The sequence below is a fragment of the Streptomyces sp. NPDC006655 genome (assembly GCF_040703965.1).
Lineage (GTDB): Bacteria > Actinomycetota > Actinomycetes > Streptomycetales > Streptomycetaceae > Streptomyces.
Genome location: NZ_JBEYJU010000063.1, coordinates 17,760 through 40,172, shown reverse-complemented (window position 1 = coordinate 40,172; position 22,413 = coordinate 17,760). Strand labels below are relative to the sequence as shown.

The window sequence follows — 22,413 nt, the reverse complement described above, 5'->3', positions numbered from 1 at the left end:
GCCCGCATAGCGGCGCGAGTAGGGCTTTGACCAGGCCGGACAGTCGATCGCCCGCTGCGATCCCACCGAAGAGCCCCAGCCCCGCAGGCATTTTCTCCGAACTCACTTCGACTGCTTTGCGCCGCGCTCAATTCTCGGGAAGGGTAATCCGTGTCTTTACCCCGAATCGCAGTCGGTAATCATTCCGGCGAAGACATTCCGGCAGAGACAGAATGTGCTCCTTTGTCATTGGCGCAGGAGCGTCTGTGGGTCACGGCGCGCATGGACGGAGAGGCCAGCGCCGCCTACAACGAGCCGATGCCCTTCGACATCCGGGGCCCGCTGGACCGCGACCTGCTGATCGAGGCGCTGCGGCTGCTCTCGGCCCGGCACGAGGCCCTGCGCACCAGGCTGGTGCCCGCAGGGGGGTCGGCCCTCCAGGTCGTCGATCCTCCGGACAAGGGGTTCCCGGTGGCCTTCGAGGATCTGACGGGGCTGCCGGACGCGGCCGACCGGTTCACGCGCATACGGTCGCAGGTCGAGGGCACCCCGTTCCGTCTGGGTGAGGAACCCATGGCGCGGGGCTGCCTGTTGGCGCTCCGACCGGACCATCACGTGCTGATCCTGACGGTGCATCACATCGTCTTCGACGGCTGGTCCCGCTCCCTGCTGCTGCGCGAGCTGGGCCTGGTGTACTCCGCGCTCCAACAGGGTCAGGACGCGTCGCTGCCCGAACTGACCTGGCAGTACAGCGATTACACGCGCCGGCAGTGGGAGTGGATGGCGGGGGACGAACCCGCCTCGCACGCCGACTACTGGACCGCGGCACTGGCGGACGCCCCCGCCGTGATCTCCCTGCCCACCGATCGGCCCCGGCCGCCCGAACAGGACTTCCACGGGGACCGGTTGCCCGTGTGCGTGGACGAGGACCTGACGCGGGCCCTGCGCGCGCTGGCCGCGGACAACGATGTCTCCCTCTACGCGACGGTCCTGACCGGCTGGTCCGTGCTGCTGTCCCTGCTCTCCGGGCAGGACGACATCGTGGTCGGCGCCCCCACGTCGAACCGCCGACGCGGGGACGTCGAGAACCTGATCGGCTTCTTCGTCAACACCCTCGCCCTGCGCGCGGACCTCTCCGGCTCGCCCAGCGTCAGCGACGCCCTGAAGCGGGTGAACCAGCGGGTCCGTGACGGCCTCCAGCACGTCGACCTCCCGTTCGAGCGCGTCGTCGAACTGGTCAACCCGCCGCGGAGCCCCGCCTGCACAGCGCTGTTCCAGACCATGTTCGCCTGGGTCCCCTCCATGCGGAAGGAACTCGAACTCCCCGGCCTTCAGGTCGAACTGCGGGAGGACGCCGCTCACGTCCCCGCGAAGTTCGACATGGTGCTGGCCCTGGCCGACGAGGGCCGACGGCTCACCGGGGAGATCGACTACGCGGTGGCCCTCTTCGACCGGACGACGATCGAACGGTACGTGCGGCAGTTCCTCCGCGTGCTGCGTCTGATGACCGAGCGGCCCGACGCCGAGATCGCCGACCTGACGCTGCTCGACGAGGACGAACAGCGGGCGCTGCTGGCCGACTTCGGCACCGGGCCCGCCGTGACCGGCCCGGCGGCGGGCGTGCTGGAACGCTTCGCCGCGCAGGTCCGCGAACGCCCCGGGCAGTGCGCGGTGGTGGCCGGGGACGCGGAGCTCGACTACGCGGCACTCGACCGCCGGGCCAACCGTCTCGCCCATGCCCTGATCGCCCGCGGTGCCGGCCCCGACCGGGTGGTGGGCCTGCACGCCGGACGCACCACCGATCTCGTCGTCGGCGTGCTCGGCATCCTCAAGTCGGGCGCCGCCTACCTGCCTCTCGACCCCGGCCAGCCCCCCGAGCGGCTCACCGCCATGGTGAGCGACGCCCGACCGGTCCTCGTGCTCACCGACCGGAGCGGCATCGCGGACCACGGCGGGCAGGCGTGGGAGCACCTGGCGGAGCTGGAGGCGGCGGGGACCCGGGACGGGGCACCGGCCGTCGACGCGGACCCGGCCCGGCTGGCCTACGTCATCTACACCTCGGGGTCGACCGGCCGCCCCAAGGGCGTGGCGGTGACGCACGGCAGCGTCGTCAACCTCCTCGACCACTGGCGCGAACTCATGGAGGACGCTCCCGGAGAGGCGTCCTCGGCCTGGTCGAGCATCGGCTTCGACGCGTCGGTGCACGAACTCCTCGTCCCGTTGACCACCGGCGCCGTCCTCCACCTGGTACCCGACGAACTCCGCGGTGATCCGGCGGCGTTGCTGGACTGGATGCGCGAACGCAAGGTCACCCAGGCGTTCCTGCCCCCGGCCTACGTCCTGTGGATCGGTGAGGATCCCGCCGCACGCCTGGCCGGGTCCAGCCTGAGCCGGCTCCTCACCGGAGTGGAGTCGCTGCCGGAGAGCACCCTGTACCGGATGCGTGAGCTGCTGCCCGGTCTGCGCGTCTGCTTCGGCTACGGCCCGACCGAGGCCACGCTCTACTCCACCGCCTACACCGACCCGCAGCCGTACGAGCGGCCGTGTCCCATCGGCCGCCCGCTGCGCGGCACCCGCCTGTACCTGCTCGACGAGCGGATGCGGCCGGTGCCCGTGGGAGTCACGGGCGAGGTCCACCTCGGCGGGGCGAGTCTGGCCCGGGGCTATCTGAACCGCCCCGACCTCACCGAAGAGCTCTTCGTGCCCGACCCGTTCGTCCCCGGTGAACGCCTGTACCGCACCGGTGACCTGGCGCGCTGGCTGCCGGACGGCAACGCGGAGTACGTCGGCCGCCGCGACGACCAGCTCAAGCTGCGCGGCTTCCGTATCGAGCCCGGCGAGGTGGAGGCCGCGCTGCTGGCGGTCCCCGGCGTACGGGAGGCCGTAGTCCTGGCCGATCGCGACGCGCCGGGCGGCCCCCGCCTGGTCGCCGGCGTGGGATGCGGCGCGCGGGCCGCACGGCTGCCGTACGAGTGGCGTGCGGCCCTCGAGGACCGTCTGCCGGACTACATGATCCCCGCCGTGGTGGCCGAGTTCGAGCGACTCCCGTTGAACCGCAGCGGCAAGGTGGACCGGGCGGAGGTGCTGCGCGCCGCGGCCGGAGCCCGAGCGGGGCAGGTCAACACGGCCGCGCCCCGTGACCATGTGGAGATGGCCCTGTACCGGGTCTGGCGCCGGGTGCTGCTGCACCCGGACATCGGGGTCGGCGACAACTTCTTCGAGCTGGGCGGCACTTCGATATCGGCGATCAAGATGGCAGCCGCCGTCCAGGAGGAACTCGGCGTCGCCCTGCCCGTGCGGGAGGTCATGCTGCACCCCACCATCGAGGCGCTCGCCGAGCGGGTGCGCGGCGACGGCGGCGATGCGCGGTCCGCGGAACCCGGCAGCCTGGTCGAGTTCCGTGCGGGTGGTGGCCGGCAGCGCGTGGTGTGTGTGCACCCCGCCGGCGGCACCGCCTTCTGCTACCTGCCGCTCTCCGCCGAACTGGGCGAAGAGGTCGGCGTGGTGGGGCTCCAGGCGCCCGGCATCAATCCCGGCGAGCCCCTCCTGCCAGGTGTCGAGGCGATGGCCGAGGAGTATCTGCGGCTCGTCGCCCCCCGCGCCGACGAGGCACTGGTGCTGTGCGGGCTCTCCTACGGCGGCCTGATCGCCTATGAGATGGGCCGCCGCCTGGTGACGGCCGGGCACCAGAAGGTGAGCGTGGTCCTCCTCGACACCCACGGCGCCCAGGACGACGAGCAAGGCACCGCGACCGCGCCGGTCGGCATGGCGGAGTTCCGGGAGAAACTGGTGCGCTTCAACGGCATGTACCCGGGTATCGACGACGCCCAGGTGGTCCGGTACCTGAACGTCTACAACCACCATCGCGAGACGGCGCGCGACTACGCCGTGCCCGAGACACCCGCCCGCGTCGTGCTGTTGCAGGCGACGGCCGTGGCGGGCGAGGACGCGGACGTCGAGGACGCCGCCGCTCGTCTACGCGCGTTCTGGCGGTGTCGCGTCAGCGGCGGGTTCGTGGTGGAGCCGGTCGCCTGCGGTCACTGGGACATGTTGGAGAGCGACGAACTGCCCCGGGTCGCCGCCGTCCTCACCGCCGAACTGAACCGGCTGACCTCCGCACCCGGCCGGGGCGAGCCGGAGCGCACCACTCGTTCCCACACGTCGGAGGCACGATGAGAACGCTCGACGTGGCCGAGGACGTGAGTGCCTCGGCCGGCATAGCCCTCGACGTCCACCGCCGAGCCCTTCGCACTCCACACGCCGAGGCCGTCGCCGACGGTGAAGTGACACTGGACTACGCGACGTTGAACGCGGCGGCCGCCGCCGTCGCGCGGGAGCTCGGGCGTCGGGGCGTCACCGCGGGGCAGACCGTGGCGGTGGCGCTGCCGCGGTCGTGGCGACTGGTCCCCGTGATGCTGGGCGTACTGCGGCTGGGAGCGCGGGTCGTGCCCCTCGACACGCAGAGTCCCGACGAACGCCGTCACTTCGTCCTCCGGGACTCGGCCGCGGCCGCCCTGGTGTACGAGACGGTCGACGGCGCCACGGGCCTGCCGCGGGAGGTGCGGGCGGTCGCCGCGGACGCGCTGCTGCCCGAACCTCCGGACGCCGCTGCCGCCGTGCCGGAACCGTCCGCTCCCGGCGAGGTGTCCTTCCTGTTCTACACCTCCGGAACAACCGGGCAGCCCAAGGGAGTCGAGGTCCGTGACGCCGGAGTCCGGCGACTGGCGCGCCCCGGCTACCTCCGCGTCGAGCCCGGCCTGCGCTATGCCTGCGTGGCCAATCCGGCGTTCGACGCGCTGAGTTTCGAGGTCTGGGTGCCGCTGCTGACCGGTGGCTGCGTCGTGATCCTGCGCGACGGCGACGTGCAGAGTCCCGAGCGGCTCGCGGCGGCACTGGAACACGGGCGCGTTGACACCGTCTTCATCACCACGGCGCTGTTCAACGCGGTGGTCACGGCCGTACCGCACTGCTTCGCCGGAGCCGGCGAGGTTCTCGTGGGCGGTGAGCAGCTCGACGCGGGGGTGATGCGCCGCTGGTACCGGGACAACGCCGGCAGCGGCACCCGCCTGTTCAACGTCTACGGTCCGACGGAGTCCACCACCTTCGCCCTGTGCCATGCGATCCCCCGGGACTTCGACGGGGACGTGGTGCCGATCGGCCGTCCGCTGCCGGGGACCGGTGCGGTGGTGGTCGTACCCGGCCGGGAGCGGGTCGCCGCGCCCGGTGAGGTCGGCGAACTCCTGTTGTCCGGGGCCGGACTCGCCGTCGGATACCGCAACCTCCCCGCGGAGACCGAGCGGCGTTTCGTGCGGCTGCCGTGGCTCGACGGCGGCGACGAGCGGTATTACCGCACCGGCGACCTCGTACGGGCCGTCGACGAGGGCCTGGTGGAGTACGTGGGACGCACCGACCGCCAGGTCAAGGTCCGTGGTTTCAGGATCGAGCCCGGCGAGGTGGAACGGCGCGTTCTCGGCCACCCGGCGGTCCGGCGGGCCTACGTGTGCACGCGCCGCGCGGGCCGGGAGGCGCCCAACGAACTGCTGGCGTTCGTCGTCCTCGGCCAGGAACTGTCCTACGAGGAGTTCGACCGCCACCTGGTGACCCACCTGCCGGTCTACATGCGCCCCCACCAGATCCACCGCGTGCCCGAACTGCCCCTCAACGCCAACGGCAAGGTCGACCGGGCCGCGTTGCTGCGCCGGGCCGACCGGCCCTGGCGGCCCACCGCGCCCGGCTCCGTCCACGGCCCCGACGGACCGGCCGCCACGGAGACCGAGCGCCGGGTCGTCGAGCTGGCCGAGGAGGTGCTCGGCACCACCGGCCTCGGGCTCGGCGACCGGTGGATCGCCGCCGGCGGCGACTCGTTGAAGGCGCTGCGGTTCTGTTTCGCCGTACGACAGCGCTGGGGACGCGAGCTGCCCCGGACGGCCGTCCTGCACGGCGACCTCGCGTCCGTGGCCCGGTACCTCGACACGCCACACCCCGGCGAGGAGAGCGCCCTGCCGGCACCGGTGGTCTCCGGGGCCCGCTCCGCGCCCGCCACCAGCGAACAGCAGCGGCTGTGGCTGATACAGCGCCACTCCCCCGGCTCGCGGGCCTACTCGGTCAACCAGGCCTTCCAGGTGGACGGCCCCGTCGACACCACCGCCCTGCGGCGAGCGCTGCGCGGCCTCGTGGCACGCCACGAGGCGCTGCGGACCGGCTTCGCCCTCGGGCCGGACGGCCTGGAGCAGACCGTCGGCGAGCCGTACGACCCCTGGCACGAGCCGGACCCCCGGCATGCCTGGGACGAGGAGGAGGCGCACGCCTTCGCCGACGCGTTCTTCGCCGAGCCCTTCGACCTCGGCGTTCCCCGCATGCTCCGGGCCTGCTGGCTGCCGCGGGCCGGCGGCGGCACGCTCCTGCTGCACCTGCACCACATCGCCGTGGACGGCTGGTCGTTGGGCATCCTGCTGCACGACCTGACGGCCGCCTACGCCGAGGACGACCGGCCCGAGGCGCCCGCTCCGACCCCGCTGGACTTCGCCGCCTGGCAGAGCGACCGGTTCGCGAGCCCGGCCTACCAGCGGCAGCGCGACGAACTCCTGGCGTTCTACCGGGGACAGGAGGAGCCCCAGGAACCGCTGCCCGCCCGGGACGCCGGCCCGGCACCGCGGGCGCGCCTTCTGCACACCACCCTCGACGTCGTCCGCCGGGCGCAGGTCGACCAGCTGTGCGCCGAGTCCGGACTGACCCGGTTCCAGGTCCTGCTGAGCGTCTTCTCCTGGTGCCTGTACGGCGTGACCGGCCTGGTCCGCCCGCGCATCGCCGCGCCGGTCGCGGGCCGCCCGGTGCGCGAGTTCGAGAACAGCACGGGCATGATGGCGAACACCGTGCTGCTGCCCCTGACCGTCGCGCCCGGTGAGGACCTGCGCGCGCACCTCGACCGCGCCGGAACCGGCACGGGGCAGGTGCTCGGACGCCAGGACGTGGCCTTCACGGACGTCCTGACCGGCTGGGAGGGTGTCGGTGACGGCACCCCGGACGGGGCACCGTTCGACTTCCTGTTCGTCCTGGAGAACACCGACTTCGGGGCGTTGCGGCTGCCCGGTTGCGTGCAGCGCCCGCTGTGGTGGGCGGCGCCCGAGGCCAAGTGCCCGATGACGGTCTCCGTGGTCGAGCACGCGGACGGACTCGACGTGCTCTGGGAGTACGCCGAGGACCGTTTCACCGGCGAGGACGTCGAGGCGATGGCGGAACTGTTCCGGCGGGGCGTGGACGCGCTCGCGGCCGGTGGCCGCCGCACCGCCCGCGAACTCGTCGAGCCGTACCGGCGGTCGCTTCCGCAGCACGGGCGCGGACCCGCCCCGGAACCCGGCTTCACCACGGTCGCCGAAGGCTTCGCCCGGCAGGTCGGCCGCGCTCCGGACGCCACCGCCGTCGTCACGGCCGACGGCGCCACCCTGAGCTACGCGGCCCTCGACGCCCAAGCCGCGGCCCTGGCCGCGGAGCTGGCCGACCGCTACCCGATCCCGCCGGACGGCAGCCCCTGCCGGGCGGCCCTGTACCTGGACCCCTCCCCCGAACACGTGGTGGCGCTGCTGGCGCTCGCGAGGCTGAACGTCACCGCCGTCCCCCTCGACCCGTCCTACCCTCCCGACGTGCTGCGCCGCGTCCTGGCACGCGTCGACCCCCTGTGCGTCCTGACCGCACGGGACAGCTCGCCGACGCTGGACACACTGCTCCCGGACGGTGTGGTGCGCCACCTCGTCCTCCCGCCGGGCCCGGCGTCACCACGCGGCGAGGGCACGAGTGCGTCGTACGACGGGCACCCGGACGACCGGTACGCGGCCGAGCCGCCGACGCACGACGGCGCCCGCCCCCTCTACACGCTGTTCACGTCCGGCTCCACCGGCGTCCCCAAGGGCGTGCAGATCCACGACCGTACGCTGTGCGACCTGATCAGGTGGCAGTCCGGGCCCGGCGGCCTGACCGCCCCCGCGGCCACCCAGCAGTTCTCGATGCTGGCGTTCGACGTGTCCTTCCAGGAGATCTTCGGGACGCTGTGCACCGGGGGCAGTCTCCACCTCGTACGTCCCGAGTGGCGGCAGGACGTGCCCGCGCTCCTGGACCGGCTGGACTCCTCCGGCGCCGAGCGGATCTTCATGCCCTACGTGGCCCTGCAACTGCTCGCCGAGTACGCCGTCCGCCTGCACAGGTACCCCGCCAGACTGCGCGAAGTGGTCACCGCGGGCGAGCAGTTGGTGTGCACCGACAGCATCCGGCGCTGGTTCGCCGGGCTGTCCGGCGCACGCCTGTTCAACCACTACGGGCCGACCGAGACCCATGTGGTCAGCGCGCTGTGCCTGGCGGGAGACCCGGCACGCTGGCCCGAGCGGCCCGCCGTCGGGCGCCCGGTGGCCGGCGCGGACCTGCGGGTGGTGGACGCCCAGGGCGACCCGGTCCCGGCCGGGTGCACCGGCGAGCTGCTGATCGGCGGCACCATGACCACCCGCTGCTACCTCGACGACCCCGCGTCCGGCGAACCCGCGTCCGACGACCCCCGCTTCGTGGAACTCCCCGGCGCCGGACTGTTCTACCGCAGCGGTGACCGCGCGTTCTTCGACCGTGCGGGGCTGCTGCACTTCGCGGGCCGGGACGACCAGCAGGTCAAACTGAGCGGGCACCGGCTCGAACTCGGTTCGGTCGAGGCGGCCCTGCTGCGCCACCCGGCCGTGGTCAACGCCGTGGTCGCCCGGGACGGCGACGGGCTGACCGCGGGCCTGGAGCTGCGGGGCGCAGCACCGTCCGCCGACGAGCTGGCCGCGCATCTGTCCGCCCTGCTGCCCTCCTACGTACGCGTGGACCGCTTCCGCAGGCTGGCGCGACTGCCCCGCACGCCCAGCGGCAAGCTGGACCGGCGGGCGGTGGTCCGGGCGCCGGGGGAGGAGATACGCCGTTCCGCGGCCGTCCGCACGGACCTGTCGGCCGAGGAGGAGCGGCTCAGCACCGCCTTCGAGGAGGTCACCGGGTCGCCGATCGCACCGGACCAGACGTTCTTCGAGGCGGGTGCCTCCAGTCTCGCCCTGATGCGCTTCCACCTGCGCTGCACCACGGCACTCGGCCTGCGCTTCAGCGTCGCGGACCTCTTCGAGCACGTCACCGTCCGCGCCCTGGCCCGCCACCTCACCGCCCCCCGGCCGCTCCCCGAACCGGCCGCGCAGGACGACGGGACCCCGGTACCCGGCGAGCCGATCGCGGTGGTCGGCATGGCGGTACGGGTGCCCGGCGCCCCGGACCTGGCCGCCTTCTGGGAGCTGGTGGTGTCCGGCGGCACGGGGATCCGCCGCGTCGACGCGCCGGACGGTGTCGTCGGCGCGCACAGCACCCTCGACGGCATCCTCGACTTCGACCCGGGCCACTTCGGCATCAGCCCCCAAGAGGCCCGCCTGATGGACCCCCAGCAGCGCCATCTGCTGATGGCCGCCGTGCAGGCCCTGGCACACGCCGGAGTGGCGGACACCTCGGCCACCCGGGTGGGCCTGGTGGCCGGTGCGGGCGAGAACACCTACTTCCAGTCGCTGCTGCGCGAGGCGGATCCCGGCCGGCTGCCCGACGGCTTCCAGCTCGCCCTGCACCACGACAAGGACTTCCTGGCCACCAAGGTGGCGTACCACCTCGGGCTGACCGGCCCCGCGTTCAGCGCGCAGACGGCCTGCTCCAGCTCGCTGGTCGCCGTGCACCTCGCCGCCGGCCTGCTCCGGCAGGGCGAGGCCGACGTGATGCTCGCCGGAGGTGTGCTCGTCGACCCCGGTCTGACCGGCGGGTACCGCTACCGGCCGCAGCACATCTTCTCCGCGGACGGCGACTGCCGCCCCTTCAGCGACGACGCCACCGGCACGGTCGGCGCGAGCGGCGTCGGTGTCGTGGTCCTGAAGACGCTGCGGCGGGCACGCCGTGACGGCGACACCGTCTACGCCCTCGTCACGGGCTCCGCCATCAACAACGACGGTGCGGCGAAGATGAGTTACACCGCGCCGTCCCTGGCCGGGCAGCGGGAGGTGATCCGCACCGCCCTGTCCCGCGCCGGACGCGCGGGCGCCGACGTCGGCTACGTGGAGGCCCACGGCACCGGCACCCGGCTGGGCGACCCGGTCGAAGTGGGGGCGCTGCGGCAGGCGTTCGACGTCAGTGAGTCCGGCCGCTGCGCGCTGAGCTCCGTCAAGAGCCAGCTCGGCCACCTGGGCGCGGCCGCCGGTGTGGTGGGCCTCGTCCGCGCGGTCCTCGCCGTGCACCACGGGACGCTCCCGCCCAGCCTCAACTTCCGTGCCTTCAACCCGGAGATCGGCCCCGACCCCACCCCCTTCCACGTCCCGGCCGAGGCCCTGCCCTGGCCCGGGGGGCGGGCACGGGTGGCGGCCGTCAGCAGCTTCGGGATCGGCGGCACCAACGCCCACGTCATCGTGGAGCAGGACACCGCGCCCGGACCGGCGGCGGCCCGCGAGGCACCCGGGTGCCTCGTGCTGTCGGCGTCCGGCATGGACGCCCTCGCCACCGACGCCGGCCGGATCGCCGACTACCTCCGGCTCCGGCCCGAGCACTACGGGGCGGTGCTGCGTCACCTCCAGTCCGGGCGGGTCCCGCGCCGTCTGCGGATCGCGGCCCCCGTGGCGGACGCCGCCGCGGCCGAGCACTGGCTGCGCGCGGTGGCCGCGGGAGCGGTGCCGCCCGGTACCGCGGACCCGGACGCCGTGGCGGTCTCCGCGACCGGCCGTACGGCCCAGGAACTCGCCGCGGACTGGACGGCCGGGCGCCCTGTCGACTGGGGGGCGGGCTCCGCGCCGGCCCCACGGGACTTCCCGCCCCCGTCCTTCTCCCTCGCGACGTACGACTTCGACCGGCGGTCCAGGGACACGCCCGAGAGCCCACCTCAGGAGCTGCGTGGGGAGCCGCTCCGGGAGGCGGGTGAGAAGCCGCGCGAGGTCCCCGCGGCCGTGCCCCGGCGGTTGCCCCAGGACGCCTGGCTGCACCAGCCGCACTGGGTCCGGCTGCGGCGCGCCGCCGTCGCGGACACCAGGGGGCCGGCCGGCCACGCGGCCGCCGTCGTCGTCGTGGCCCCCGGGAGCACCCCGCGGGCGGCGCTCGCGCCCTTCGGCGCGGTGGCGTCGCGCGTGCTACGGGTGCACCCGGCCGGCGCCTTCGCCCGCACCGGACCCGACACCTACGCCGTGGACCCCGCCGACCCCGCGTCCGTGCGCCTGCTGCTCGACGCGCTGGCCGAGGACGGTGCTCCGGTCTCCGTCGGCACGGAGTGGGTGCACGCCCTGCCCCTCGACGTGACGGGCCCGGTCGGTACCGGGACCCTGGAACAGGCCCGTCACACCTGCCTGGACAGCACCGCCGCGCTGGCGCAGGCGCTGGCCGGGCGGGACGGCTCCCCACGCGTGTGGTGGCTGTCGTACGGCGCCCGGCCCGTGACGGGAGCGGTGGACAGGCCGGAACTGGCGCTGCTCGCCGGGCCGGTCGAGGTCGCCCCTCAGGAGTCCGCCCTGCGCGGCCACTGGCTCGACCTCCCCGACCCCGACCTCACGCGCTGGGCCGGGCACGTGGCCGCGGTCGTCGCGGGAGCACCTGCGGCCGGGCATCCCGACGGGCAGGGCGACGAACCGGCCCTGCCGCGCCAGCTCGCGCTGCGGCAGGGTTACTGGTGGCGGTCGGGCACCGTGCCCGTACCGGAGCGGGAGCCGCTGGGTGCGCGGTCCCCCGTGCCGGCCGGAGCGGACACCGTCCACCTGGTGCTCGGCGGCACGGGCGGTATCGGCCGCGCCGTCGCCGCCTGGTTGCTCGAACACACCCGCGGCCGGGTGCTGCTGCTGTCCCGGAACCCGCGGCTGCCCGAGGAGTTGCGCGGATGGGCCGACCGCGTCGGTCTCGTCCCGGCGGATCTCGCGGCCATGCCCGTGCACGAGGTGGCGGCGGCCGTCGCCGACCGCACGGCGCGGCTGGACGGCGTTGTGCACGCGGCCGGTCTCGGCCACGGCGCCCTGCTGGTACGACGCGACGCCACCGCGATGCGCGACGCCGCCGCGGTCCGCGAGAGGGGCGCACTCGTCGTCGAGCACCTGATCGGAGCCTTCCGTCCGGAGATCGCGGTCTACTGCTCCTCCATGTCCGCGCTGCTCGGCGGTGTCGGCCAGAGCGACTACGCGGCGGGCGCGGGCCTCCTCGACGGCTTCGCCCACCACCGGGCCACCGACACGGAGACGACCGTGCGGATCGGTATCGACTGGGACATCTGGCGCGAGACCGGAATGGCGGCCCGCGTCCTGCACACGGACAGCCGCCACCAGGCCCATCTGGCGGTCGGCCTGACCGCCGAGGAGGGCAGAGCGGTCTTCGGCCGGGCCCTCGCGCTGCAACTGCCGCAACTCCTCGTGTCCACCACCGACATCGATGTCTCCCGGGGCTTCTACGCCCCCGCCGGGACCGCGGACGGATCCTCGGGGTCCGCACCGGCGCAGCCGACGGCCGCGGCGGAGGGATCCTCCACCGCCGGCGGATCGGTGGTGCGCGCGGACGCCATGGCCCGGGTGGTCCGGGATCTGCTCGGCGTGGCCGAACTGGACCCCGAGGACTCCCTCTACGACCTGGGCGCCGACTCGCTGACCCTGATCACCCTGATCGCGCAGATCGAGGACGACTACGGCGTCGAGTTCGACCTGGCCTCCTTCAGCCACCGGGTCAGCCTCACGGAGATCCTGAAGCACATCGAGGCGGCCCTCACCACCGCCGAGCCCACCGCGGGCGCCTCCCTCGTGGGCCTCGACATCTGGCAGGAGGGAACCGGTCCGTCCGTCCTGTGCCTGGTGCATCCCGTGGGCGGAGACGTCCAGGCCTACCGCTCCCTGGTGGCGGCGCTCGGACCCGCCCCGACGGTGTGCCTCATCGCCGACCCGGCACTGCGCGGCACCGAGACGCCCGCGTGGTCGCTGGCCGACCGCGCCCGCCACTACGACACGGCACTACGTGACCGTTTCGGCGGACCGGACCACCGGCTGCACCTGGCCGGATGGTCCTACGGCGCCCGGGTGGCGATGGAGATGGCCGCCCTCGCCGAGTCGGCGGGCCGCCCACCGGAGGCGCTCTACCTGCTGGATCCGCCACCACCCCGGGCAGGAGCGCTCGTCGCCGCCTACGACGAGGCGCACCTGGAGAGGGTGTTCGCCGCCGAACTCGGCGCCGGCGCCTCCGCGCCGCCGACCGGGCACGCACAGGCGTACGCGGAGAGGCTGGCCCGCTGCTGCCGCGCCAACCTGCGCAGCCTCGGGGAACACCGGGTACGGCCGCTCGTCGCCGTCCCCACCCACCTGTGGCTGGCCGCACACCCCACGGCGGGCCTGCCCGTCCCCGCGGACCTCGAGCAGCAGGACCGGCAGTGGGCCGCCTGCCTGCCCCCGTCCGCCGTCCTCGGGTACCTGCCCACGGACCACTACGGCGTCGTCGCGGCCCCCCACGTGCACGAGGTGGCCGAGACCATCAGGGCGACGCTGGCGCCCCCGGGTCCCGGGACCCACGGGACCGCCCACCTGTAAACCCCATCCCGCGCTGGAGGTTGCCATGGAGTCATACGAACGCGAAGCCCTGGAAGCGGTGACCACGCGTCCCGTGCACCCCTACCGCACGCTGACCGTCGAGCGGATCACCCCCGTGCTGGGGGCCGAGGTCTCGGGCGTCGACCTGTCACGGGAGATCCCGGCGGAGCAACTGGAGGAGATCCGGACCGCCTTCCGCGACCACCACGTCCTCGTCTTCCGCGACCAGACGATCACCGCGGAGCAGCACAAGCGCTTCGCCGCCGCCTTCGGTGAGCTGCGCCCCGTCAACCCGCCGCCGCCCGAGGGCGATCCCCACATCCTGGAGATCCGCACCACCTCGGCCGCGGCGGACGTGGCGGGCAACGGCTGGCACGCGGACGGCACCGCCGACGCCGAACCGTCACTCGGGTCGATGCTCTACATCACCGAGACACCGGAACCGGGGTGCGGCGGGGACACCCTCTTCGCCAACATGCACCTCGCCTACGAGATGCTGTCACCGGCCATGCGCGGCCTGCTGGAGCCGCTGACCGCGATCCACGACGGCGCGCAGGCGCTGGCCGGGTACACACCGCCCGCGGACTACGTCATCCCCAAGAGCGAGCACCCGCTCGTCGCCCGGCACCCCGAGACCGACCGCCGACTCCTGTACGTCAACAAGGCCTACACCAGCCGGATCCCGCAGCTCTCCGCCGACGAGAGCCGGGCCCTGCTGGACCTGCTCTTCGACGTCGTCGCCCGCAGGCCGGTGCTGCACTGCCGCGTCCGCTGGACCCCGGGCACCCTGGTCTTCTGGGACAACCGCTGCGTCCAGCACCATGCGACGTACGACTACTACCCGTACGCCCGCTACGGCCAGCGCGTCGCCATCAACGGCGGTCCCGTCAAGGGCTGATGCGTGCCCTCGCGTGGAGCGCGCCCTGTGACCGCGGCCGGGCGCGTATCCTCCGGGGATGGTTGAGCAGCGCTCGGTCGACGTCGGTGGGGTTCGGCTGGCTTGCCGGGTGTCGGGTCCCGCCGCGGCTCCGCCGCTCGTCCTGCTGCACGCGCTGGGTGAGGACGCCACCGACTGGGAGGCGGTCGTGCCCGCCCTCGCCCGAAGCCGCCGGGTGTACGCCCTCGATCTGCGCGGCCACGGCCGCAGCGACTGGCCGGGTGACTACTCGCTGGAACTCATGGCGGCCGACGTGGTCGGTTTCCTGGACGCGCTGGCACTGCGGCCGGTCGAGCTGATCGGGCACTCCATGGGCGGGGTCGTGGCGTACCTGCTCGCGCAGGACGATCCGCGGCGGGTGAGCCGGCTCGTCCTGGAGGATGTGCCGGCCCCCCGTCCCCGGCGCCCGAGCACCCCGGCGAGGCCGGACGGAGTCCTCGCCTTCGACTGGGAGGCGGTGCCGGCCGTCAGACGGCAGATCGACGTGCCCGACCCCAGGTGGCTGGACCGGCTCGGCCGGATCACCGCCGCGACCCTCGTGCTCGCCGGCGGCCCGGACAGCCATGTCCCCCAGGAGGGCGTCGCCGAACTCGCCCGCCGCGTCCCCGGTGGGCGACTGGTGACCGTTCCGGTGGGACACCTGATCCACCGTGCGGCGCCGGAGGCGTTCGTCGAGGTGGTCGCGGCGTTCCTGACGGACGGCACCCGTCCCGCCCGTGGCCCGTCACGCGTCCCGGGAGTCCCGGGAGTCCCGGGAGTGCGGCGGCCGGCCGCCGACGGTGAGGGCGACGAGGGCCCACCGGGCCGGCACGCCGAGTCACCCCCACCGCGAGGGACTCGGTGACCGCGGCCGGGGGACCGGGGCGGCTTCCACCCCCTGACGGTACGGCCCCGCCTTCGCCCAGGAGCGTGGTGGACACGGCGGGCGCGTGCGGCGGTCGGGCGAGCTCAGCAGGCCTGCTTCCGGAGGTGGGCGGCAGGGCGCTCGTGCTCGGTACGCGCGGCCTCGAGGAGGAGCCGCCAGGAGGTCACCGTCGGCCGGCGCCGCAGGAGACCGCGTCTCTCACGCTCGGTCATCCCGCCCCAGACACCGTGCTCCACGCGGTGGTCGAGGGCGTAGGCGAGGCACTCGGTGCGCACCGGGCACCCTGCGCAGACAGCCTTCGCCCGGTTCTGGGCAGCCCCTTCGACGAACAACTCCTCGGGGTCGGCGGTACGGCACTTCGCCCGCGCCTGCCACTCCTCGCCAGCACTGACCGCCATGGTGCCGTCCCCTCCCGTTCCCATGCCACCCGCCACGTCGGCCGGGGCGATCCAGCGACCGTACGCCTCCTGCCCCGACCCCAGGATTCTCCGTCCGACAGCAATCCGATCGGGTGACGGCTCCATTGACAGCAGCCGACAAGGCGCTACGTCGCACTCGGCGGCCTCGCCGGTCGAGTGCCCCGGGGCGGTCGATTCATTCCGTCGCCGTCACCGGGCCAGGCGGTACGACGTGGCACGACTGGCGGTCCCTGCCCGCTCCGGGGCGGGGCGGCCGGCACGGGACGTGGTGGTGAAAGAGTGTCCCGGAGGTTGTCACGGGGCACTTGGGGAAGGCGGTCGGCGAACAGGGTGGAGGCGAGCGTGGTGATTGCCGTCAATCCGACGGACAGTGCCTCGCTGCTCGCTGCCTTCGGGGCGCTGGGCGTGCTGGCGGTGATCTTCGCCGAGTCGGCGCTGCTGGTCGTCGGGTTCTTCCTGCCCGGCGACACGCTGCTGTTCCCGGCGGGTGTGCTGTGCGCGGCGACCGCGGACCGGCCACCGCGGCTCGAGCTGTGGCAGGTGCTGGTGTGCGCGGCCGTGGGCGCGGTGGCGGGCGGACAGGTCGGCTATCTGATCGGACGGCACGGCGGTCGGCCGTTGCTGGCCCGGACCTCCCGGACGCGGGTGCGCGAGGGCGCCGCCCGGGCGGAACGGCTGCTGGCCCGCTACGGCTACGGCAAGGCGCTGGTGATCGGCCGTTTCGTGCCGATGCTGCGCTCCGTGCTGCATCCGGCGGCCGGGGCGCTCGGGGTGCCGGTGCGGCCGTTCACCCTCTGGCAGAGCGTCGGCGGCGTGGTCTGGTCCCAGAGCTTCGTCCTCGCCGGGTACGCCCTGGGTTCCTCGGTCTCCCACATCGACGACTGGCTGCTGCCGCTGGTCGGTGTGATCGTCGTGCTCTCCGTGGTGCCCCTGCTGGTGGAGGCCCGCCGGGCGCGCCGGGGTCGGACGGGTCAGGGTCCCCGGTGAGGCGACGGCGGTCGGCCACGGCAAAGGCCAGTATGCGTGAGGGAAAATTCAGTTCATCAGTGCGCAAATCGATCGCTGGATCGGTGTAATCGGCAGACATGTCGGACCGCGCGGCGATCTAGCGTCGGAGTGCACGGGGGCCCACACGGACCAGAAAGCACCGAGGCACGCATGCCCATCCCGAATACCGACGTCCTCCCGAATACCGACGTCCTGCCCGCGACCGAGTTCGACACCCTGACCGCTTCCGCCGCCGACCTCCTGTCACCCGTCGACGAGCTGCCCGAGTCGGCGGCGTCGCCCGACCTGGTCCTGCGGCGGGTCCGCGACGAGCTGATGCTCGACGGCAACGCCCGGCTCAACCTCGCCACCTTCGTGACGACCTGGATGGAGCCGCAGGCACGGCAGTTGATGGCGGAGACCGCGGAGAAGAACCTCGCGGACCGCGCCGAGTACCCGCAGATCACCGCGATGGAGGAGCGCTGCGTGCGGATGCTCGCCCGGCTCTGGCACGCGCCGCGTCCGGAGCAGGTCCGCGGCTGCTCCACCACCGGCTCCAGCGAGGCCGCCATGCTCGGCGGCCTCGCGCTCAAGCGCCGCTGGCAGGCGCGCCGCCGCGCCCAGGGCAAGGACACCGCGCGCCCGAACCTGGTGATGGGCGCGAACGTCCAGGTGTGCTGGAAGAAGTTCGCCAACTACTTCGAGGTCGAGCCGCGTTACGTCCCGATGGAACACGGCCGCTACCACCTCACGCCCGACGCCCTCACCGCGTACTGCGACGACAACACCATCGGCGTGGTCACCGTCCTCGGGTCCACCTTCGACGGTTCCTACGAACCCGTCGCCGACATCTGCATGGCCCTGGACGGCTACCAGGCCGCCACCGGCACCGACATCCCCGTGCACGTGGACGGCGCGTCCGGTGCGATGGTGGCCCCCTTCCTCGACCCGGGTCTGATGTGGGACTTCCAGCTCGAACGCGTCGCCTCCATCAACACCTCGGGACACAAGTACGGGCATGTCTTCCCGGGCCTCGGCTGGGCCCTGTGGCGGGACACCGACGCCCTCCCCGACGACCTGGTGTTCGAGGTCGACTACCTGGGCGGCCGCTCCCCCAGTTTCACCCTCAACTTCTCCCGTCCGGGGGCACACGTCGTCGCGCAGTACTACAGCTTCCTGCGCTACGGCTTCGAAGGGCTGCGGAAGCTGGCGACCCAGAGCCGGACGACGGCCCGTGCGCTCGCCACCCGCATCCGCTCCATGGCTCCCTACGAGTTGATCACCGACGGCTCCGAACTCCCGGCGTTCGCCTTCCGGTTGGCGCCCGGCACGGAGGGCTTCACGGTCTTCGACGTCTCCCACGCCATGCGCGCCCGCGGCTGGCACCTGCCCGCCTACGCCTTCCCCGCCCCCTGCCAGGACGTCACCGTCCTGCGACTGGTCGTCCGTACCGGGTTCACCGCCGAACTCGCGGGCATGTTCATCGCCGACCTGACGGAGGTCACCAGGCAGCTCCACCCGGCCCGGCCCACCCCGGCCTCCCTCGTCCAGCCCCTCACCCCGGCCTGACCCGCCAAGGCCGGCGGCCAGGGCCCTAGCTAGGCCCTGTCGTCAAATTCCCGCCTGCCCCGCGACGCCATGCACGCTCCCCCAGCCTCCGGCCGGGGGGACCCCCAGAGCACGCACCTGACGCCGCAGAGCCGCCCTCCGGGCGACGACGGGAATGTGACGACAGGACCTAGCCCTGCTGGAGGGCCGTGCGCAGCGCGTCGTCGATGGCGGGGTACCGGAAGGCGAAGCCCGCTTTCAGCAGACCGTCCGGGACCGCGCGGCAGCTGCCGGTGATGCCTTCCGAGAACTCACCGAGGACGGCCCTCAGGGCGAAGGCGGGGACGGCGGCGAGGGTGGGCCGGTGCAGGATCCGGCCCATCGCCCGGGTGATCTCACGGTTCGTCAGCGGTGCGGGGGCGGTGAGGTTGAGGGGTCCGGAGATGTCGTCGTGGTCGATCGCGTACCGCAGCGCCGCGATGTGGTCGGGCAGCGAGATGAACGGCCAGAACTGATCGCCGGAGCCGAGGCGGCCGCCGAGTCCGAACCGGAAGAGCGGGAACAGCCTGCCCCAGGCGCCGCCGTCGGCGGAGACCACGAGACCGGTCCGCGGGTGCACGACCCGGACGCCGGCTCCCGCGGCGGGCGCGGCGGCGGACTCCCAGCCCACGCAGACCCCGGCCAGGAAGTCGCCCCCGGCCGGGTCGGACTCGGTGACGACCCGGTCGCCGGTGTCTCCGTAGTACCCGGTGGCGGAGGCCGAGACCAGGACCCGGGGCGGCCGGGCGGCCTCGGCGCACGCCTCGGCGACGGTCCGCGTCCCGGCGAGGCGGCTGAGCCGGATCTCCTGCTTGTACGCCGCGGTCCAGCGCCGGTCGCCGACCCCCGCGCCGGCCAGGTGCACCACGGCGTCGACCCCGTCCAGGACGGCCGGGTCCAGCCGCCTGCCGGGCTCCCAGGGTGCGCTCTCGGTGCCGTCGGCGGGCCGGGGCCCGGTCCGACCGCGGGTGAGACGCAGCACGCGGTGGCCGTCGGCGAGGAGGGAACGGGTGAGGGCGGAACCGATGAGTCCGGTGGATCCGGTGATCGCGACGCGCATGACGTTCTCCGATGAGCGAATGTTTGAGAGTTCAAACTCTCGCTCGTCAGCCTACGCCGCCCCGCTGTCGGCACGAGGTAAGCGCCCAGCCACGCGGAGGGGGCAAGAGCGCCGACAGAGCACAACCGAAAGGGCATGCCGGATACCTCCGACATGCCCTGTGACCTGCTTCTCGCAAGTCGGGACGACAGGATTTGAACCTGCGACCCCTTGACCCCCAGTCAAGTGCGCTACCAAGCTGCGCCACGTCCCGGTGCCGTTTGACCTGGGGTTTCCCCGGTCGAAACGCGCAAGGAAACAATACCGCACTCGGCTTGGTGGTCGTACCCGGCTTTTCCGCCCGCGGAGCGGCGGCGTACGGTCAGGCCTCGTCCGGCAGCCCCAACTCCGGATACGCCTCCAGGAGTCGCGGCGGGGCCGCCTGCCTCCAGGAGTCGGCCAGGATGTCACGCAGCTCGGCCTCGTCCTCCAGCGCGGCCAGCCGGACCCGGACCCAGGCGAACATCGCCTCGTGGTCGGCGATCCAGAACTTGTCCGGCTCGGCGAGCACCAGTTCGTCGCGCTCCTCCTTGGGGCAGCGCACCGCGATCGAGGTCTCGTCCTCCGGGAGCGTGGCGAACATCTTCCCGGCCACCCGGAACGTGGGCATGTTCCAGGCGGTCTTCTCCGCGGTGTCCGGCAGGGACAGGGCGACACGGCGTACGTCTTCGGCTTCCGGCATGGGACGAACCGTAGCCCCCGCCACTGACAGTCATCGGGCGGGAGCGGCCACGCGCTTGAAGTAGAGGGTGGTCGGGCGCAGTGTCCCGTAGGGGTCGAGCGCGTAGTCCGGGATGATCCCGGCGCGGGTCCAGCCCGCCGCACGGTAGAGGTGTTCGGCGGGACTGTCCGTCTCGGTGTCCAGATGGAGCAGGGTGATCCCGTCGGCCGCGGCGGCCTCCTCGGCGACGGCGAGCAGCCCGCGCCCGAGGCCCTGCCCGCGGGCCTCGCGGTGGACCATCAGCTTCACCAGTTCGGCGCGGTGCCGGCTGTTGGGCTTCTCGGGGAAGACCAGGCCGACCGTACCGACGGCCCGGCCGGCGCCGTCCAGCGCCGCCCACACGGCGAGTCGCCCGGCCGCCACGGCGTCCGCCCTCCCCCGCCACCAGTCGAGGGCATGCTCGCGTGTGAACGGCGCGAGGAAGCCGACGGACGCGCCTGCGTTCACCGTGTCGGCCAGCAGGTCGGCCAACTCGGCCGCACGCCGCCTCAGTTGGTCCGCCCCGAGGCGCAGTACGGTCATGGCCGCACCACCGCCAGGACGTACCGCGTCTCCCCCGGTCCGGCGCACCGGAACCGCGTCGGCCCCCATACCCGCAGCCGTAGGCAGTCACCCGTGTCGAGGAGGTGCTCGGTGCCCTCCGCGGTCACGGCGAGCGTTCCGTCGAGTACCCAGAGGTGCTGCTCCAGGCCGGGGACCGGCGGGCGGTCGTAGGAGATGTCCGCGCCCTTGGCGAGCCGGCCCTCGACGAGTTCGCCGCGCAGCCCGTCGTGCGGCGGCGACACGGAACGCCGCACGAAACCGGAGGCGCGGTCCTCCCACACCCGCTGTTCGGCCGCGCGCAGCACCGGCGCGGGTTCCGCCTCGACCTCACTGAGCAGCTGGGACATGGTCCGGCCGTAGACGCCGCAGAGCCGGTTGAGGAGGGCCGCGGTGGGGCTGGTCTCGGCCCGCTCGGCACGGGAGAGGGTCGATTTGCTCAACCCGCTGCGTTCCGCCAACTCCCCCAGGGACCATCCCTGTTCGGCACGCAGCTCGGCGAGACGAGCCCCGAGGCGGACGTCGAGACCGGTACTGGGCGGAGCGGGGGCGATCACATCGTCGCGTTTCACGTTCGGGACGCTATCCCACATATGAAACACACGCGTTACGGACGCCTCACGGCCGCGCCGCCTCGCCCAGCGCCTCCAGCACCGGACGGATCAGCGGATGCCCCTCGGCGCCACGCCGTACGGCCGCGAACACCCGGCGGGTGGGGGCGTCCCCGTCGACGGGGCGCACGACCACACCGGTCAGGTCCATGCCGCGGAGCGCGGAGCGGGGTACGAGGGCCACGCCCGCGTCGGCCGAGGCCAGGGCGACCACGGCGCGGAAGTCGTCCGAGGAGTGTTCGAGGCGGGGCTGGAAGCCGGCGTTCTCGCAGGCCAGGACGACCACGTCATGGCAGGGGTTACCGGGGTACGGGCCGATCCAGACGTCCTTCGCCAGTTCCGCGAGGGAGACCTCGGGGAGTTCGGCGAGGCGGTGGCGGAGCGGGACGACGGCGTCGAAGGGCTCGGCGTACAGGGGTACGTGGCTGAGCCGGGGGTCGTCGGCGGGCGGGGCGCCCCGGTACTCGACGGCCACCGCGACGTCGACCTGCCGGTCCAGGACCATCGGGAGGCTGGCGTCGCCCTCGGCGTCCTGGACCCGGATGCGGATGCCGGGGGCGGTACGGGCGAGGTGGGCCACGGCCGGGGCGACCACCTGGGCGATACCCGTCGCGAAGGCGGCGACGGTGACCGTACCGGCCTCGCCCGAGCTGTACGCGGCCAGTTCGGCCTCCGCCCGCTCCAGCTGGGCGAGGACGACGTTGGTGTGGCCGAGCAGGATCTCGCCGGCCGGGGTGAGCCGTACCCCCTTGGCGCTGCGCTCGACCAGGCGGTGGCCGGTCTCCTGCTCCAGGGCCGCCAGCTGCTGGGAGACGGCAGACGGGGTCAGGAAGAGCGCGGCGGCAGCCGCCGTCACGGTGCGGTGGTCCGCCACCGCACGAAGGATGTGGAGCCGCCGCGCTTCGATCACGGGCCGATTATTGCAATATGTCCACGCCCACGGACTACGGAGGGGGCAGCGGGCCGCGAGCACCGGCCCGCCGACGGGGGCAGGGGGCCGCCGACACCGTGCCGCGGCATCCGAAGCGCAGACACGGGGCCGCCGGCCCCGGACGCCGAACACCGCGTCGTCACCGGGCTTCGGACACCGGACCGTA

Annotated in this window: 12 protein-coding genes and 1 tRNA gene; 6 read left to right on the top strand and 7 right to left on the bottom strand. The window is 73.4% G+C overall.

The window, feature by feature from the left end; translation table 11 throughout:
- Nucleotides 1–165 precede the first annotated feature (165 nt).
- Genes AB0958_RS30090 through AB0958_RS30075 form a run of 4 tightly spaced genes read left to right on the top strand, consistent with a single transcriptional unit; the run spans nt 166 to nt 15,331 of the window.
- The gene (locus tag AB0958_RS30090; RefSeq protein ID WP_366893634.1) at nt 166–4,155 is read left to right on the top strand and encodes an amino acid adenylation domain-containing protein; all 3,990 of its coding nucleotides are present in this window, start codon (nt 166–168) and stop codon (nt 4,153–4,155) included.
- Nucleotides 4,152–13,550 carry an amino acid adenylation domain-containing protein gene (locus tag AB0958_RS30085; protein WP_366893622.1) on the top strand — a complete coding sequence of 3,133 codons (9,399 nt, stop codon included), beginning with the start codon at nt 4,152–4,154 and terminating at the stop codon, nt 13,548–13,550. The genes AB0958_RS30090 and AB0958_RS30085 overlap by 4 nt, the downstream gene beginning before the upstream one ends.
- A gap of 25 nt (nt 13,551–13,575) precedes the next feature.
- The gene (locus AB0958_RS30080) at nt 13,576–14,448 is read left to right on the top strand and encodes a TauD/TfdA family dioxygenase (RefSeq protein WP_366893621.1); all 873 of its coding nucleotides are present in this window, start codon (nt 13,576–13,578) and stop codon (nt 14,446–14,448) included.
- 58 nt (nt 14,449–14,506) lie between these two features.
- Nucleotides 14,507–15,331, top strand: a complete 825-nt coding sequence (locus AB0958_RS30075) for an alpha/beta fold hydrolase (protein ID WP_366893620.1) — start codon at nt 14,507–14,509, stop codon at nt 15,329–15,331.
- A 104-nt stretch (nt 15,332–15,435) separates the two neighbouring features.
- On the opposite strand, the gene AB0958_RS30070 is transcribed toward AB0958_RS30075, so the two are convergent.
- Nucleotides 15,436–15,750, bottom strand: coding sequence for a WhiB family transcriptional regulator (locus AB0958_RS30070; RefSeq protein WP_366893619.1), 315 nt, complete (start codon nt 15,748–15,750; stop codon nt 15,436–15,438).
- Between the two features lie 366 nt (nt 15,751–16,116).
- Here AB0958_RS30070 and AB0958_RS30065 point away from each other — a divergent pair, with 366 nt between their 5' ends.
- Nucleotides 16,117–16,758 carry a DedA family protein gene (locus AB0958_RS30065; RefSeq protein WP_366893633.1) on the top strand — a complete coding sequence of 214 codons (642 nt, stop codon included), beginning with the start codon at nt 16,117–16,119 and terminating at the stop codon, nt 16,756–16,758.
- A 171-nt stretch (nt 16,759–16,929) separates the two neighbouring features.
- Nucleotides 16,930–18,327 (top strand): glutamate decarboxylase, encoded by a 1,398-nt coding sequence (locus AB0958_RS30060; protein ID WP_366893618.1) that lies wholly within the window; start codon nt 16,930–16,932, stop codon nt 18,325–18,327.
- Nucleotides 18,328–18,496: 169 nt separating this feature from the next.
- On the opposite strand, the gene AB0958_RS30055 is transcribed toward AB0958_RS30060, so the two are convergent.
- The 6 genes from AB0958_RS30055 to AB0958_RS30030 form a co-directional block, all read right to left on the bottom strand.
- Nucleotides 18,497–19,405, bottom strand: coding sequence for a TIGR01777 family oxidoreductase (locus tag AB0958_RS30055; protein WP_366893617.1), 909 nt, complete (start codon nt 19,403–19,405; stop codon nt 18,497–18,499).
- A gap of 179 nt (nt 19,406–19,584) precedes the next feature.
- Nucleotides 19,585–19,658: transfer RNA gene (locus AB0958_RS30050), tRNA-Pro, on the bottom strand.
- A 108-nt stretch (nt 19,659–19,766) separates the two neighbouring features.
- The gene (locus AB0958_RS30045) at nt 19,767–20,126 is read right to left on the bottom strand and encodes an MmcQ/YjbR family DNA-binding protein (RefSeq protein WP_366893616.1); all 360 of its coding nucleotides are present in this window, start codon (nt 20,124–20,126) and stop codon (nt 19,767–19,769) included.
- Nucleotides 20,127–20,156: 30 nt separating this feature from the next.
- Nucleotides 20,157–20,687, bottom strand: a complete 531-nt coding sequence (locus AB0958_RS30040; protein WP_366893615.1) for a GNAT family N-acetyltransferase — start codon at nt 20,685–20,687, stop codon at nt 20,157–20,159.
- Entirely contained in the window at nt 20,684–21,277 is a 594-nt protein-coding gene (locus AB0958_RS30035; protein WP_366893613.1) for a helix-turn-helix domain-containing protein, read from the bottom strand. The genes AB0958_RS30040 and AB0958_RS30035 overlap by 4 nt, the downstream gene beginning before the upstream one ends.
- A 46-nt stretch (nt 21,278–21,323) precedes the next feature.
- Nucleotides 21,324–22,226 carry a LysR family transcriptional regulator gene (locus AB0958_RS30030; RefSeq protein ID WP_366893612.1) on the bottom strand — a complete coding sequence of 301 codons (903 nt, stop codon included), beginning with the start codon at nt 22,224–22,226 and terminating at the stop codon, nt 21,324–21,326.
- Between the last annotated feature and the right edge of the window lie 187 nt (nt 22,227–22,413).

Bases quoted from the DNA above. Each gene is read 5' to 3' on its own strand.
- AB0958_RS30045 (WP_366893616.1), bottom strand. From the start codon at position 20,126: ATGCCGGAAGCCGAAGACGTACGCCGTGTCGCCCTGTCCCTGCCGGAC.
- AB0958_RS30060 (WP_366893618.1), top strand. From the start codon at position 16,930: ATGCCCATCCCGAATACCGACGTCCTCCCGAATACCGACGTCCTGCCC.
- AB0958_RS30070 (WP_366893619.1), bottom strand. From the start codon at position 15,750: ATGGCGGTCAGTGCTGGCGAGGAGTGGCAGGCGCGGGCGAAGTGCCGT.
- AB0958_RS30075 (WP_366893620.1), top strand. From the start codon at position 14,507: ATGGTTGAGCAGCGCTCGGTCGACGTCGGTGGGGTTCGGCTGGCTTGC.
- AB0958_RS30055 (WP_366893617.1), bottom strand. From the start codon at position 19,405: ATGCGCGTCGCGATCACCGGATCCACCGGACTCATCGGTTCCGCCCTC.
- AB0958_RS30085 (WP_366893622.1), top strand. From the start codon at position 4,152: ATGAGAACGCTCGACGTGGCCGAGGACGTGAGTGCCTCGGCCGGCATA.
- AB0958_RS30040 (WP_366893615.1), bottom strand. From the start codon at position 20,687: ATGACCGTACTGCGCCTCGGGGCGGACCAACTGAGGCGGCGTGCGGCC.
- AB0958_RS30080 (WP_366893621.1), top strand. From the start codon at position 13,576: ATGGAGTCATACGAACGCGAAGCCCTGGAAGCGGTGACCACGCGTCCC.